Annotated in this window: 11 protein-coding genes and 1 pseudogene; 9 read left to right on the top strand and 3 right to left on the bottom strand. The window is 69.6% G+C overall.

The genetic code is table 11. The features are described from left to right. Positions 1-97: 97 nt before the first annotated feature. On the top strand, positions 98-739 hold the full coding sequence (locus tag C466_RS15355) for an MBL fold metallo-hydrolase (RefSeq protein WP_004598789.1): 642 nt from the start codon (positions 98-100) through the stop codon (positions 737-739). A gap of 261 nt (positions 740-1,000) precedes the next feature. Here C466_RS15355 and C466_RS15350 read toward each other — a convergent pair whose 3' ends face one another. Both C466_RS15350 and C466_RS15345 read right to left on the bottom strand, forming a co-directional pair. Beyond that, positions 1,001-1,150 carry a 50S ribosomal protein L40e gene (locus tag C466_RS15350; protein ID WP_006629440.1) on the bottom strand — a complete coding sequence of 50 codons (150 nt, stop codon included), beginning with the start codon at positions 1,148-1,150 and terminating at the stop codon, positions 1,001-1,003. A 97-nt stretch (positions 1,151-1,247) separates the two neighbouring features. Next, positions 1,248-1,517, bottom strand: coding sequence for a thioredoxin family protein (locus C466_RS15345; RefSeq protein WP_004598787.1), 270 nt, complete (start codon positions 1,515-1,517; stop codon positions 1,248-1,250). Positions 1,518-1,707: 190 nt separating this feature from the next. Here C466_RS15345 and C466_RS15340 point away from each other — a divergent pair, with 190 nt between their 5' ends. The 3 genes from C466_RS15340 (at position 1,708) to hisE (ending at position 2,943) form a co-directional block, all read left to right on the top strand. Further along, positions 1,708-1,869 (top strand): preprotein translocase subunit Sec61beta, encoded by a 162-nt coding sequence (locus C466_RS15340; RefSeq protein ID WP_004598786.1) that lies wholly within the window; start codon positions 1,708-1,710, stop codon positions 1,867-1,869. 121 nt (positions 1,870-1,990) lie between these two features. After that, positions 1,991-2,584 (top strand): pyridoxal 5'-phosphate synthase glutaminase subunit PdxT, encoded by a 594-nt coding sequence (gene pdxT, locus C466_RS15335; RefSeq protein ID WP_004598785.1) that lies wholly within the window; start codon positions 1,991-1,993, stop codon positions 2,582-2,584. Then, on the top strand, positions 2,581-2,943 hold the full coding sequence (gene hisE, locus C466_RS15330; protein ID WP_004598784.1) for a phosphoribosyl-ATP diphosphatase: 363 nt from the start codon (positions 2,581-2,583) through the stop codon (positions 2,941-2,943). The genes pdxT and hisE overlap by 4 nt, the downstream gene beginning before the upstream one ends. Before the next feature lie 6 nt (positions 2,944-2,949). On the opposite strand, the gene C466_RS15325 is transcribed toward hisE, so the two are convergent. Beyond that, the gene (locus tag C466_RS15325; RefSeq protein ID WP_004598783.1) at positions 2,950-3,348 is read right to left on the bottom strand and encodes an SHOCT domain-containing protein; all 399 of its coding nucleotides are present in this window, start codon (positions 3,346-3,348) and stop codon (positions 2,950-2,952) included. Positions 3,349-3,952: 604 nt separating this feature from the next. Between C466_RS15325 and C466_RS15320 the strand changes: the two genes are divergently transcribed. The 5 genes and pseudogenes from C466_RS15320 to C466_RS15305 all read left to right on the top strand — a co-directional run bounded on the left by C466_RS15320 (position 3,953) and on the right by C466_RS15305 (position 13,164). Continuing rightward, a complete protein-coding gene (locus tag C466_RS15320) occupies positions 3,953-6,277 on the top strand; it encodes a hypothetical protein (protein WP_004599876.1) in 2,325 nt (774 codons plus the stop codon). Positions 6,278-6,281: 4 nt separating this feature from the next. Then, entirely contained in the window at positions 6,282-8,966 is a 2,685-nt protein-coding gene (gene leuS / locus C466_RS15315) for a leucine--tRNA ligase (protein WP_004598781.1), read from the top strand. Between the two features lie 71 nt (positions 8,967-9,037). Next, positions 9,038-9,280, top strand: a pseudogene (locus tag C466_RS17610) (kynureninase); the annotation flags it as partial. Between the two features lie 25 nt (positions 9,281-9,305). Continuing rightward, complete coding sequence (gene kynU / locus C466_RS15310) at positions 9,306-10,415, top strand: kynureninase (protein ID WP_394295026.1); 1,110 nt, start codon at positions 9,306-9,308, stop codon at positions 10,413-10,415. A gap of 109 nt (positions 10,416-10,524) precedes the next feature. Beyond that, positions 10,525-13,164 (top strand): PAS domain-containing protein, encoded by a 2,640-nt coding sequence (locus C466_RS15305; protein ID WP_004599875.1) that lies wholly within the window; start codon positions 10,525-10,527, stop codon positions 13,162-13,164. Positions 13,165-13,274: the final 110 nt, after the last annotated feature.

Raw genomic sequence — 13,274 nt, 5'->3', positions numbered from 1 at the left:
GGCGCGACGGATAAATCCACGGCCGCCACCGAGAGCCGAGCGGGCGCGGGCGCGACCGCGGCTGTACCCTTTTGTCGCTCCGCGAGGGAGTACGGGCATGGAACCGATCACCGTCACCGCGGACGCGGAGGAGTTCACCTGCAACGCGTACCTCGTCGTCGGGGACGCGACGACGCTCGTCGACGCGGGAACGATGCCCGGGGTGGACGAGGTCATCGCCGACGCGCTCGACGACGCCGGCGTCGACGGCCTCGACCGCCTCGTCGTGACTCACCAGCACCGCGACCACGTGGGCGAGCTCGACGCCGTGGTCGACCGCTTCGACCCCAGAGTGCTCGCGTACGCCGACCACCCGCGCCGCGACGTCGCGCTCCAAGACGGCGACGAGGTCCTCGTCGGGGGCGAGGCCTGCGAGGTCGTCCACACGCCGGGCCACGCCGACGACCACGTCTCGCTCGTCGGCGAGGAGCGGTGCTACTCCGGCGACGTGGTCGTCTACAACGACGGCGCCTTCGACGACGGCTCGTTCGGCCGCACCGACATGGCCGGCCAGTCGCGCGAGCGCCTGATCGAGAGCCTCCACGCGATCCTCGACCGCATGCCCGACAGCGTCGAGGCGATGTTCCCCGGCCACGGCGACGTCTACCGCGCGGCCGACGGCCCGGACACCGTCCGCGAGGTGATCGAGCGCGCGACGGAGCGCGCCGAGCGCCGCGAGCCGAAGTACCCGGACGAGTGAGCGGGAGTCATATTTAAAAACGAGCGGCGGCGAGACCGACCGCCCACGTCGGCGCGTGGCGATGAACGCCCGCAGGGCGCGAGTCGCACGCGCGAGGTCGTCGGGCTTCGCCCGACTGCCAGAGAATCTTCGATTCTCGCCGGAGTCGCGAGCGCTGTTAAGCGCGAGCGACGAGGCCGGGGAGGCGTGAGGCGCACGCGCGGCTGGCCGTCGAGCGGAGAGCTCGCGAGAAGGGCCGAATCCGGCCCGGAGTCGACCGGATTACGCGGCGCGGCGCTCGGTCGCCTTCGGGCGGAGCTTGGTGTAGCCGCACTTGCGGCAGCGCTCGGCCTCGGAGGCGTTGCGGGCGTTACAGCGCATACAGATCTGTCGGTCGAGCATGCGACGTTCGGCGGCGTCGAAACTGGCCATACGACTACTGTGCGGGCGGTGCTGTAAAAGGTTGCGAGACGCTGCGGCGGCCGCGAGAAGAACGGGTACGAGCGAGAGCTCGCGTCAGGCGTCCGCTTTAGGCGCCCGCTTCGGTGAGGGCGGCCTCGATGTCCTCGCGCTGCGTGACGCCGACGAAGCGGTCGACGACGCCGTCGTCGTTCTCGACGATGAGCGTCGGGAGCGAGCGGACCTGGTACTGGTTCGCGACGTCCTGCTCCTCGTCGACGTCGACCTTCTGGAGCTCGAACGCGTCGCCGAGGTCCTCCTGAATCTCCTCCAGGATGGGGTCTTGGGTCTTACACGGGCCGCACCACTCGGCGTGGAAATCCAGCAGTCGAACGGTCATAGTCGGCGTCAACTATCGCCGGCCCGCGCATAAGGGTTTCCCACTCGTGTGTGCGCCCGGTCATCGCGGCCCGTCGAGGCCGACGGAACCGACGGGAGGCGCGCGCCCGGCGGACCGCGCGGCGGGCGCGCCCGCTGCGACCGGCGCAGCGAACGAAACGTTTAGAACCCGGCGCCGCCCAGAACGGGACATGAGTGGCTCCAACTCCGGCGGGCTGATGTCCAGCGCGGGACTGGTCCGCTACTTCGAGAACGAGGACCGGAACGCCATCGCGATCGACCCCAAGACGGTCGTCGCGTTCTGCGTCCTCTTCGGCGTGTTCGTCCAGATCCTGTCGCTGACCGTCGCGTAAGCGTTCGACGCGCCGTCTCCGTTTTACCGACGCGCAACCCCTCGTTTCGCCGACGGGCCGGCCGTGAACTCGCCGCCCGCGTAGCGCGCCCTTTTTCCACGCGCCCGCCCCATCGATCCGTATGAAAGCAGGCGTCATCGCCGTTCAGGGCGACGTGGCCGAACACGCCGCCGCCGTCCGCAACGCCGCGGCCGCCCACGACGAGACGGCCGAGGTGGTCGAGGTCCGGGACGCGGGGATCGTCCCCGACTGCGACGTCCTCCTCATGCCGGGCGGTGAGTCGACGACCATCTCGCGGCTGATCCGCCGCGAGGGGATCGCCGCCGAGATCGAAGCGCACGTCGCGAGCGGGAAGCCCGTCCTCGCCACCTGCGCCGGGCTCATCGTCTGCTCGACCGACGCGAAGGACGACCGGGTCGAGCCGCTGGGGCTGGTCGACGTCTCCGTCGACCGCAACGCGTTCGGACGACAGAAGGACTCCTTCGAGGCGAAGGTCCCGGTCACGGGGCTCGACGACCCCTTCCACGCCGTGTTCATCCGCGCGCCCGCCATCGACGACGTGGGCGACGGCGTCGAGACGCTCGCGACGGTCGACGGGCGCCCGGTCGCGGTGCGCGACGGCCCGGTGGTCGCCACCGCGTTCCACCCGGAGCTCACCGACGACCCGCGGATCCACGACCTCGCGTTCTTCCCCGAGCGGGAGGTGGTCGCGTGAGCGGTCCGACCGAGGGCGACGAGGACCCCCAGAGCGACGAGGACCCCCAGGGCGACGAGGACCCGGACGTTCCGTCCGAGGCCGTCCTCGACGAGCTGTTCGCAACCATCGAATCGCGGCAGGAAGAGCTTCCGGAGGGGTCGTACACCGCATCCCTCTTCAGCCACGAGAAGGGCGAAAACGCCGTCTTAGAGAAGATCGGCGAGGAGACGACGGAGGCGATCCTCGCGGCGAAAGACGACGACCGCGAGGAGCTCACCTACGAAAGCGCCGACCTCGTCTACCACCTGCTCGTGTTGTTCGCGATGAAGGACCTCGACGTCGACGACCTCCGCGAGGAGCTTCGCGACCGCTTTTAAATCCCCTCAGCGCTCGCGTTCGAGTTCGCGGTCGATGTCGTCGACCTCCTCGGTCTCCAGCTCCTCGCCGATGCGGCGCTCGAACTCCGCCTCGCTGATCTGCCCCTCGACGTACTGCTGCCGGAGCCGGTCCTGCCGGCTGCTGCCGGCGTCGGCCGAGGTCGACGACGACCCGATCGAGTCGAGCGAATCGGCGCCGATCGAGTCCCCGTCGTCACCGAGGAGCCACGAGCCGGCTTTATAAGCGACGTAGACGATTCCGGCGAGGACCGCCAAGGAGGCGATCCCGGAAACGATCGCAGACACGAGACCCAAGATCGCCGAGACCACGCTCACGACGATGCTGACCCCGATCAACACCGCGATCGCGATCGCCGCGTAGTAGAGGGCCTTCTTCCCGTCCATGCCCCGGATTCGGGCTGCCGCCCGCAAATACCTTCTCCCGCGGATCCGCGGCGTCCCGATTCGGGGGCGGTGGTCGTCGGAACGGTCGGTCGCCACGGAGGCTGCGTTGAACGATTTCGGGAGTAGGTGTAGTACGTGGTGAGTGAGGTCGTGTATAAACCAGAGCGCGGTGTTGCCGTCGGCTGTTTATAAATGACTGACGCTGCCGCGGTGAACGTCTTCAAAGCCCCAGCCGTCGAGGCGGGCGCACGCTCGCTGCGCGCTTCAGTGCTTGCGTCGCCTCCGCCCGCCTCGACGGCTGCCCCTTCGAGTCCCGCCCCGCAACCACACAGCACCTCACGCCTCCCCAGCCTCGTCGCTGGCGGCGATAGCCGCCAGCGACTCCCTCGCGCCGTCGGTTCGCGGCCCTCCGGGCCGCTCACCGGGGCGCGCCACCGCCTGTTATTTATAAGCCCTCGTCGCCGTCGCTCACGACTATTTAAATACGACATTGTGGCCGGCGATCTGCGATACCCACTCCCGCTATGGGACGTGACAGACGAGCGGATCGAACGGCGCGCAGGCGGCAGAAAGGTTATTCCTCCGGCTCTCATCGCCCCAGAGGATGGATCGGGCACCCGACAAGCGCGACGGCGAGAGCGAGACCGGTCCGGGCGACGCGCCCGAGGGAGCGAGCGCGAACCGCGTCGACAGCCGGACTCGCGTCGGCCGGCGGACGGTCCTCGGCGCGCTCGCGGGCGCCGGGAGCGCCGCGGTCGCCGGCTGCTCCGGGTCGGGCCCGGACGACGCCGCGACGACCGGCCTCGACGCCGACCGGCTGGACGAGCTCGCGGCGCGGTTCGCGCCGACGCTGTACTTCGATTCCGCCGAGCCGTGGTTCCCGACGGACCCGCGCCCGTACACGGTCGAGGAGGACGGCGAGACGGTCGTCGACGGCTTCGAGGCGTTCGACGGCTACCACGAGCGGTACGACGAGACGGGCGAGCCGCCGAACCCGACGGTGTTCTACAACGGGATGCGGTACGAGGACTCCCCGCTCGCGGTCGTACAGTTCTGGATGTACTCCGCGTTCGACCAGTTCACCGCGAACTTCCACTGGCACGACTGGGAGGTGCTCCACGTCTTCGTCGACCTCGACACGGGCGACCCCCAGCTGTACGTCGCCAGCTCCCACTCCCGGAGCGTCCCGAACAACGAGTTCCTCGACCCGGACCCGGACGTGGTCCCGCGAATCCTCCCCGAGCTCGGCTCGCACTCCAGCACGCTCTCGGTCAACGAGATCCCCGACGGCTTCCGGCGCGTCGGCGAGGAGGGGCTCCTCGCGGACATCACGAACACGACGATCGACACGGTTGAGGACCTCCTCGGGATCCCGATCGCGTACGGCCTTCCCCGTGACGAGGGCGCGCGGCTCCCCTTCGTCGTCCCCGAGTACGAGGGCGAGCCGATCTACGAACACCCCGACCTCCCCTCGGTCACCGAGGAGTCGCTCGTCGACGGCGCCCTCACGATCCGCTCGCTCGACGCGCTGCGCTCGCCGCCGACCGACCTCCCGCTCCGGGAGACGGGGATCGCCTACCGACACGACGAGCGGTCGGGCGAAGACGGGACCGCCGACGGCGAGGACGCGGCGCTCGCCGACGAGGTCGCCGAGTCGGTCGTCGAGTACGAGCTCGTCGAGAGCGCCGAGCTGGAGGACATCTCGGCGTTCACCGGTCCGCAGCTCAGCTTCGAGTTCGCGGTCCCCCAGGCCGTCGAGGACGCCGTCGCGGGCCACATCACGACCACCGGCGTCCCGTGGGAGCAGCCGCGCTACGAGAACCCTGCGCTCGACGTCACCGCCGGGAACCACCGCTCCGAACTGGCGGCCCGGTACGACGCGATCGCCGACGACCCCTCGTTCGGCGACGACGCGGCCGGGGCGCTCGACGGCGTCGTCGCGCGCGTCACGCGGGCGACGGAGACCGACGAGGCGCCCAACGGCGAGGGGCTGACGACGACCGACGCGGGCGTCGAGTCGTTCGTCCTGATCGAGAGCGACCCCGAGGCGGTCCCGACGTTCGCCGGCGGCGTCGCCGTCGCGAACGGTGTCCCCGAGGGCGACCACCGGCTCACGGTGAACGGCGCCGGGCGGACGCCCCACAGCGAGACCCTGACCGTCTCGGCGGACGAGCCGGTGACGAGGGCGGGCGCCGACGGCGAGATCCCGCTCGTCGCCCGCGAGGACGCGCGGAAGGTGGAACTCGACGACGCGGAGAGCGACGCCGACCTGACCCGGACCGCGGTCGAGGACGACTTCGCGGGCCGGATCTACGACTCCGCGATCGACGGGAGCGACGCGGTCTACGTCCACGCCGGCGGCGCGTACACGACCGAGGTCCGCGACGCCGACGACGAGGTCGGCGCGTACCGAGTTAACCCCGCCGCGGACGAGGCCGCGGCCGAGGAACCGATCCGGATCGAGCGCCCGGAGACGGGGGCTGCCCCGCTCGCCGGCTACGTCGCGGACGTGGCCGAGGAGACGCGCGCCGCGGTCGCGGCCGCGGCGGCCGAGAGCGACGACGGCGACGATGACGACGGCTCGGGCGGCGGAGGCGACGGCGGCGGTCCGTCGAACGCGGTCAACGGGCTCGAAAAGGCACTCGCGGCCGCGGTCGAGGCCGCGGAGCGGGCCGAGGAGCGCGCCCGCGAGGGCGACCGCGAGGGGACGAACCGCCAGCTGGAGAACGTCGTCGACCGGATCGCCCGGATCGAAGAGCGGCTCGCCGCCGCGCGCGAGGGGCTCCCGCCGGGGCTGGCGANGCCATCAGAGATGTGTATAAGAGACAGCCGAGAAGCTGTAGGACGGTCCGCGCCCAGCGCCAGTCCGTGTCACCGCGCACCAACGGATGGAAAGCTATACGACGCCGACCCGACCACGAGTATATAAGCAGATGTCTCAGGAGGGATACGACCACGCGACGGTCGAGGAACGCTGGCAGGAGGCGTGGGACGACGCCGCCGTCTACCACGTCCCGGACGAGGCCTCGGACCCGACGTACGTCCTCGGGATGTACCCGTACCCGTCCGGGAAGCTCCACATGGGCCACGTCCGCAACTACACCATCACGGACGCGTACGCCCGCTACCGACGGATGCGGGGCGACGACGTGCTCCACCCGATGGGGTGGGACGCCTTCGGGCTGCCGGCCGAGAACGCCGCCAAGGAGCGCGACACCAACCCCCGCGACTGGACGTTCGACTGCATCGACACGATGCGAGGCCAGATGAAGTCGATGGGGTTCGGCTACGACTGGGACCGCGAGGTCACCACCTGTACCCCCGAGTACTACCGGTGGAACCAGTGGCTGTTCCGCCGCTTCCACGAGGCCGGCCTCGTGGAGCGCCGCGACGCCGAGGTGAACTGGTGTCCCTCCTGTGAGACCGTCCTCGCCGACGAGCAGGTCGAGGGCGACGCGGAGCTGTGCTGGCGCTGTGACACCCCCGTCGAGACCCGCGAGCTCGACCAGTGGTTCCTGAAGATAACCGAGTACGCCGACGATCTGCTGGAGGCGATAGACGAGCTTGAGGGGTGGCCGAACTCGGTCCGACAGATGCAGCGCAACTGGATCGGGCGGCAGTACGGGACGACGCTGGACTTTCACGTCGACGGTCACGGCCCCGTCGAGGCGTTCACGACCCGCGTCGACACGATCCACGGGGCGACGTTCTTCGCGGTCGCGCCGGACCACCCGATCAGCGAGGAACTGGCCGAGGAGGACGACGACGTCCGGCGGTTCATCGAGGAGGAGGCAGACCCCGACGGCGACGAGCCGAACGGCGTCGCCACCGGACTCTCCGCCACCAACCCCGCCACCGGCGAGGAGATTCCCGTCTTCGTCGCCGACTTCGTCCTCTCGGACGTGGGGACGGGCGCGCTGATGGCCGTTCCCGGCCACGACGAGCGCGACCACGCGTTCGCGGAGAAGATGGGCGTCGAGATCCGGCCCGTCGTCGCACCGGAGCCGGACGGGTGGGACGGCGAGACCGTCCCGGAGGCCCCGGACGTGAGCGAGGCGGCGTTCACCGACGACGGCGTCCTCATCAACTCCGGCGAGTACAGCGGGCTCGACAGCGAGACGGCCCGCGAACGGCTCACCGAAGCGATCGACAGCGCCGCGGAGAGCACCCAGTACCAGCTGCGCGACTGGGGGATCTCCCGCCAGCGCTACTGGGGGACGCCGATCCCGATGGTGCACTGCGACGACTGCGGCGCCGTGCCGGTGCCCGACGAGGACCTGCCGGTCGAGCTGCCGGAGTTCATCAACACGACCGGGAACCCGCTGGACGCCGCCGACGAGTGGCAGGAGACGACCTGTCCGGAGTGCGGCGGGGCCGCGACCCGCGAGACCGACACGATGGACACGTTCGTCGACTCCTCGTGGTACTTCCTGCGGTACGTCTCGCCGGACCTGGAGGACGCCCCCTTCGACCTCGACCGCGCGAACGACTGGATGCCGGTCGACCAGTACGTCGGCGGCATCGAACACGCCGTGATGCACCTGCTGTACTCGCGGTTCTTCACGAAGGTGCTGGCCGACGAGGAGGGGCTGGAGCACCGCGAGCCGTTCACGAACCTGCTGGCGCAGGGGATGGTCCAGCTGGAGGGCGAGAAGATGTCGAAGTCGAAAGGGAACGTCGTCTCGCCCCAGCGCATCGTCGACGAGTACGGCGCCGACACGGCGCGGCTGTTCATGATGCAGGCCGCCCAGCCCGAGCGCGACTTCGACTGGTCCGAGGAGGGCGTCAAGTCCACCCACCGCTTTTTGACCCGACTGAACGACCTCGTCGAGGCGTACGCCGCGGGCGACGTGGCGACCGCCGGCGACGGCGACGCCGAGGCCGCCGACCGCGACGAGATCGACGACTACGTCGCCGACGAGACGGACGCCGCGGTCGCCATCGCGGGCGCGGAGTACGACGATCTCACCTTCAACGTCGCGCTCCGCGAGGCGCAGGACCTCGTGGGGACGCTCCGGAGCTACCGCGAACACGCCGACCCGCACCCCGACGTCTTCGAGCGCGGCGTCGACGTCGCGGTCCGCCTGCTCGCGCCGGTCGCGCCCCACCTCGCCGAGGAGCTGTGGGAGACGCTCGGCCGCGACGGCTTCGTCGCCGAGGCCGAGTGGCCGACCGCGAGCGTCGACCGCGACACCGTCGAGCGCCGGCGCCGGCTGGTCGCCAACACCCGCGAGGACGTGCGCGACATCGTCGAGGTCGCGGGCATCGACGACCCCGAGCGGATCGACGTCGTCGTCGCGCCCGACTGGAAGTACGACGCGCTGGAGATCGCGATCGACAGCGACGCCGACAACCTCATCTCGGAGCTGATGGGCGAGAGCCACATCCGCGAGCAGGGGGACGCCGCCGCCTCGTACGGGCAGGACCTCCAGGCGAACCGCGAGGCGCTCCGCGAGACGCTCGACGGCGACGCCGAGTACGACGCCTTACGCGCGGCCGCGTGGCTGATCGAGCGGGAGTTCGACGCGCCGGTCCGCGTCGAGCGCGCCGCGGACGCCGACGAGAGCGTGGTCAGCAAGGCCGAGCCCGGCCGCCCCGCCATCGACATCGTCGAGTAGCGCTCGGTCGGCCCTTTTAAACCGCCGCCCGGCCCCGGAAACGCTTAGTCGCCGGCGCGGCGCCCTCGTGTATGGACGACCCGTACGCCCCCGCGCGAGACGCGCTCGCGGGCGAGGGGCTCGGCTCCGCGGACGACGCCGACCCCGTCGTGCTCGCCGCGCGCCTCGACGATAACGACCCGCTCGCCTCGTTCGCAGACCGGTACCGGATCCCGGACGACCTGCTCTACATGGACGGCAACTCGCTCGGCCCCGCGAGCGACGCCGCCCTCGCGAGCCTCGACCGCGTCGTCGACGAGTGGCGCTGTCTCTTATACACATCTCTNCGCCATCAGAGATGTGTATAAGAGACAGCCGCTGGTGGGCGCGGAGCCCGAGGAGGTGGTCGTCGGCAACTCGATCACGGTGAACATTCACACGCTCGTCGGCACCTTCCTCGACGAACTGCTGGCCGGGAACGGCCCCGATCGCGAGGGCGTCCCGGCCGCCGACGGAGAGTGGACGCCGGACGGGGACCCCGAGGCCGACCCCGCGGTCCTCGTCAACGAGCTCGACTTCCCCTCCGACCACTACGCGATCCGGGCGCAGCTCCGGCAGCGCGGGATCGACCCCGACGAGAAGCTCCGGGTCGTTCCGAGCCGGGACGGGCGCACGATCGACCCGCGGGACATCGAGGCCGCCCTGGCCGAACACGACGACGTCGGGATCGTCTTCATGCCGACCGCGCTGTACCGCTCGGGACAGCTGTTCGACGTGCCGCGGATCGCCAAGGCGGCCCACGAGGCGGGCGCGTACGCCGGCTTCGACGCGGCCCACTCCGCGGGCGCCGTCCCCCACGAGTTCGACGAGGCGGGCGTCGACTTCGCGGTCTGGTGCACCTACAAGTACCTCAACGCCGGGCCGGGGTCGATCGGCGCGCTGTTCGTCGCGGAGCGCCACCACGGGCTCGCGCCCGCGCTGGCCGGGTGGTGGGGTCACGAGAAGGCGACGCAGTTCGAGATGAACATGACCTACACCCCGGCCGACTCCGCGGGCGCGTGGCAGATCGGCACGCCGCCGCTGCTGTCGGCCGCGCCGCTGGAGGGCGCCGCGGAACTCCTCCGGGAGGCCGGGATCCGGCGCGTTCGGAAGAAGTCGCTCGCCCTGACCGACTTCCTGATCGCGCTCGTCGACGAGCGACTCCCGGCGGTGTCGGTCGGCACGCCCCGCGGTCACGCGTCCCGCGGCGGTCACGTCGCCTTAGAGCATCCCGAGGCCGAGCGGCTGAGCGAGGCCCTGAGGGACCGCGGCGTCGTCGTCGACTTCCGGCCGCCGAACGTGGTTCGCGTCTGTCCGGCCGCACCGTACACCTCCTTCGCCGACGTGCTGGAAGTCGTCGACGAGATCGAAGCGATCCTCGACAGCGGCGCGCACGAGGCGTACGCGACGAGCGAGGGCGGGGTGACCTAGCGGGCGCGGAACGTGGGAGTCCGCGGCCGGGGTCGACCGACGAGATGGTTCTGCCGTTGACATCCGCAGTATTATCAGTCGAGGTGGCGTAGATAGCATAAGAGAACCAATGGGAAAGGAGTCACACGCAACCGACGGAGCCGGTCGGTCCGGGACGGACGGTGACCGGGTGACCAACGCCTACGAGGCGATGTTCCGAGCGGCGGACGACGCGATATTTCTCGTTGACGTGGTGCGAAGGGACGGCGAATACGAGTTCACGTTCAAGCAGAACAACACCGCGTACCAGCAGCAGACCGGGCTGACCGAGGACGCGATGTTCGGGCAGACGCCGCGGGAGCTCCTCGGGGACGAACAGGGGATCGCGGTCGAAGCGAACTACCGCCGGTGCGTCGAGGAGGGGACGACGATCGAGTACGAAGAGCGGCTCGATTTCCCGGCCGGGACAACGGACTGGCAGACGAAGCTGACGCCGGTCACGGAGGACGGAACGGTGACGCAGATCATCGGCATCGCTCGCGACATCACGGAGCAGAAGGAACGCGAGCGGGAACTCCGGCAGACGTACCGCCGGTTCCAGACCGTGTTGGAGACGATGTCCGCGGCGGTGTTCCTGAAAGACACCGACGGGCGGTACCTCCTCATGAACCAGGCGTGCCGCGACGTGTTCGACATCGACGAGGACCCCGTCGGAATGACCGACGAGGACCTCTTCCCGGAGGCCGTCGCGGCGCAGGCCCAAGCGGACGACCGCAGAGTGATCGAGGGCGGCGAGTCGATCGAGATCGAGGAGACGGTTCCGACCCCTGCCGGAGAGAGCATTCGACTGACGCGGAAGTCTCCCGTATACGACGAGCAGGGATCGATCCGCGGAGTGTGTGGGGTTTCGACCGATATCACCGAGCAGAGAGAGCGGGAGCGAACCCTCCAGCAGATCAAAGACCGGCTCGAGCTCGCGGTCGAGGGCGCGCAGATCGGCGTCTGGGACTGGGACATGACCACCGACGAGGTCGAGTTCAACGATCAGTGGGCCGAGATGCTTGGCCACTCGCCCGACGAGATCGAACCGCGGCTCGACGCGTGGGAGCGGCGCGTCCACCCCGACGACCTCGCGGCGGTCGAAGACGCCCTGTCGGAACACATGGCGGGCGAGACGGAGTACTACGACGCGGAACACCGGATGCGAACCGCGGCGGGCGAGTGGAAGTGGATCCGCGACGTCGGAAGGGTCGTCGAGCGCGACGACGACGGGGAGCCGGTCCGAGCCGTCGGAATCCACCTCGACATCGACGACCGGAAGCGCCGAGAGGCGGAGCTGGAGCGGACGCGAACCCTCATCGAGCGGACCCAAGAGAGCGCGTCGATCGGCTGGTGGGAGGTCGACCTGGTCGACGAGTCGCTCACGTGGAGCGACGAGGTGTACCGGATCCACGAGGTGCCGGCCGACGAGACGGTCGAGCTGGAAGACGGAATAGAGTTCTATCACCCGGACGACCGGGACGCGATCGAACGGGCGTTCGAGCGGCTGACGGAGGAGGGCGAGTCGTACGACCTCGAACTGCGGATCGTCACGGCGACCGGACGAACCCGGTGGGTCAGGGCGATCGGCGATCCGCAGTTCGACGGCGCGGGGGAGGTCGTCGGGGCGCTCGGACTGTTTCAAGACATCACCGAGCGGAAGCGGTACGAGATGGCCCTCGAGTCGACGCGCGAGGAGCTGCGGACGGTCATCGACCTCGTGCCGGACCTCGTGTTCGTGAAGAACCGCGAGGGCGAGTACCTCCTGGCCAACGAGGCGACCGCAGCGGCGTACGGGCTGTCGCCCGAGGAGGTCGAGGGGCGGTCGGAGGGCGATATCATCCCGGACGTCGACGACTCCGACGAGTTCCGACAGGACGACCTAGAGGTGATCGAGTCCGGGGAACCGAAGAACGTCGGCGAGGAGACGTTGACGACGGCGGCCGGCGAAACGCGCATCCTCCAGACGGTGAAGATCCCCTACAAGGTTCCGGAAACGGGTGAAGACGCCGTTCTGGGATACGCCCGCGACGTCACCGACCTCAAGCGGTACGAGCAGACGCTCGAAGAGCAGCGGGACACCCTCATGCTGCTCAACCAAGTCGTGCGCCACGACATCCGGAATCAGCTGATGGTCGTCAAGTCGTACACCGAACTGCTCGAGGACTCGCTGCCGGACGACCAGAGCCGGACGTACGCGCGGACGGTCATCGGGGCGGCGAAGCAGGCGGCCGACATCACGGAGACCGCCAGGGACGTCACCGACGTGTTGCTACAGGTCGGAACCGACCAAGAGCCGGTCGATCTCCGCGCCGAACTCAACCAGCAGATCGAACGGATCCGGTCCGAGAAAGACCGCGCGACGGTCACGGTGAACGGAGCGATCCCGGACGTGACGGTGTTGGCCGACGGCCTGCTGGAGGCGGTGTTCCGGAACCTGCTGACGAACGCGGTCGTCCACAACGACAAGCAGGTGGCCGAGATCACGGTCTCGACCAGCGTGTCGGAGGACGCGGTGTGCGTCTCGATCGCAGACAACGGGCCCGGAATCCCGGACGATCACAAAGAGCAGATCTTTCAGGAGGGCGAGAAGGGACTGGAGAGCGGCGGAACCGGGATCGGCCTGTACCTCGTCAAGACGCTCATCAACAGGTACGACGGCGACGTGTGGATCGAGGACAACGAGCCGACGGGGAGCGTGTTCGTCGTCGAGCTGCCGCTCGCCGAGTGATCGGCGCGCGGCCCCTCCGGCGACGGCAGCGCTCGGCCGCGCGGTCGGCCGTCCGAACTTCCCGGGGCGACGGGCTTAATCGCCCGAGCGCCCAACCATAGACGATCACA

It is taken from the genome of Halorubrum distributum JCM 10118, assembly GCF_000337335.1.
Classification (GTDB): domain Archaea; phylum Halobacteriota; class Halobacteria; order Halobacteriales; family Haloferacaceae; genus Halorubrum; species Halorubrum distributum.
Note: the sequence above shows the minus strand (reverse complement) of the source record. Positions and strands in the feature narration are given on the sequence as shown.

Bases quoted from the DNA above. Each gene is read 5' to 3' on its own strand.
- C466_RS15355 (WP_004598789.1), top strand. From the start codon at position 98: ATGGAACCGATCACCGTCACCGCGGACGCGGAGGAGTTCACCTGCAAC.
- C466_RS15325 (WP_004598783.1), bottom strand. From the start codon at position 3,348: ATGGACGGGAAGAAGGCCCTCTACTACGCGGCGATCGCGATCGCGGTG.
- C466_RS15345 (WP_004598787.1), bottom strand. From the start codon at position 1,517: ATGACCGTTCGACTGCTGGATTTCCACGCCGAGTGGTGCGGCCCGTGT.
- leuS (WP_004598781.1), top strand. From the start codon at position 6,282: ATGTCTCAGGAGGGATACGACCACGCGACGGTCGAGGAACGCTGGCAG.
- C466_RS15350 (WP_006629440.1), bottom strand. From the start codon at position 1,150: ATGGCCAGTTTCGACGCCGCCGAACGTCGCATGCTCGACCGACAGATC.
- C466_RS15340 (WP_004598786.1), top strand. From the start codon at position 1,708: ATGAGTGGCTCCAACTCCGGCGGGCTGATGTCCAGCGCGGGACTGGTC.
- C466_RS15305 (WP_004599875.1), top strand. From the start codon at position 10,525: ATGGGAAAGGAGTCACACGCAACCGACGGAGCCGGTCGGTCCGGGACG.
- pdxT (WP_004598785.1), top strand. From the start codon at position 1,991: ATGAAAGCAGGCGTCATCGCCGTTCAGGGCGACGTGGCCGAACACGCC.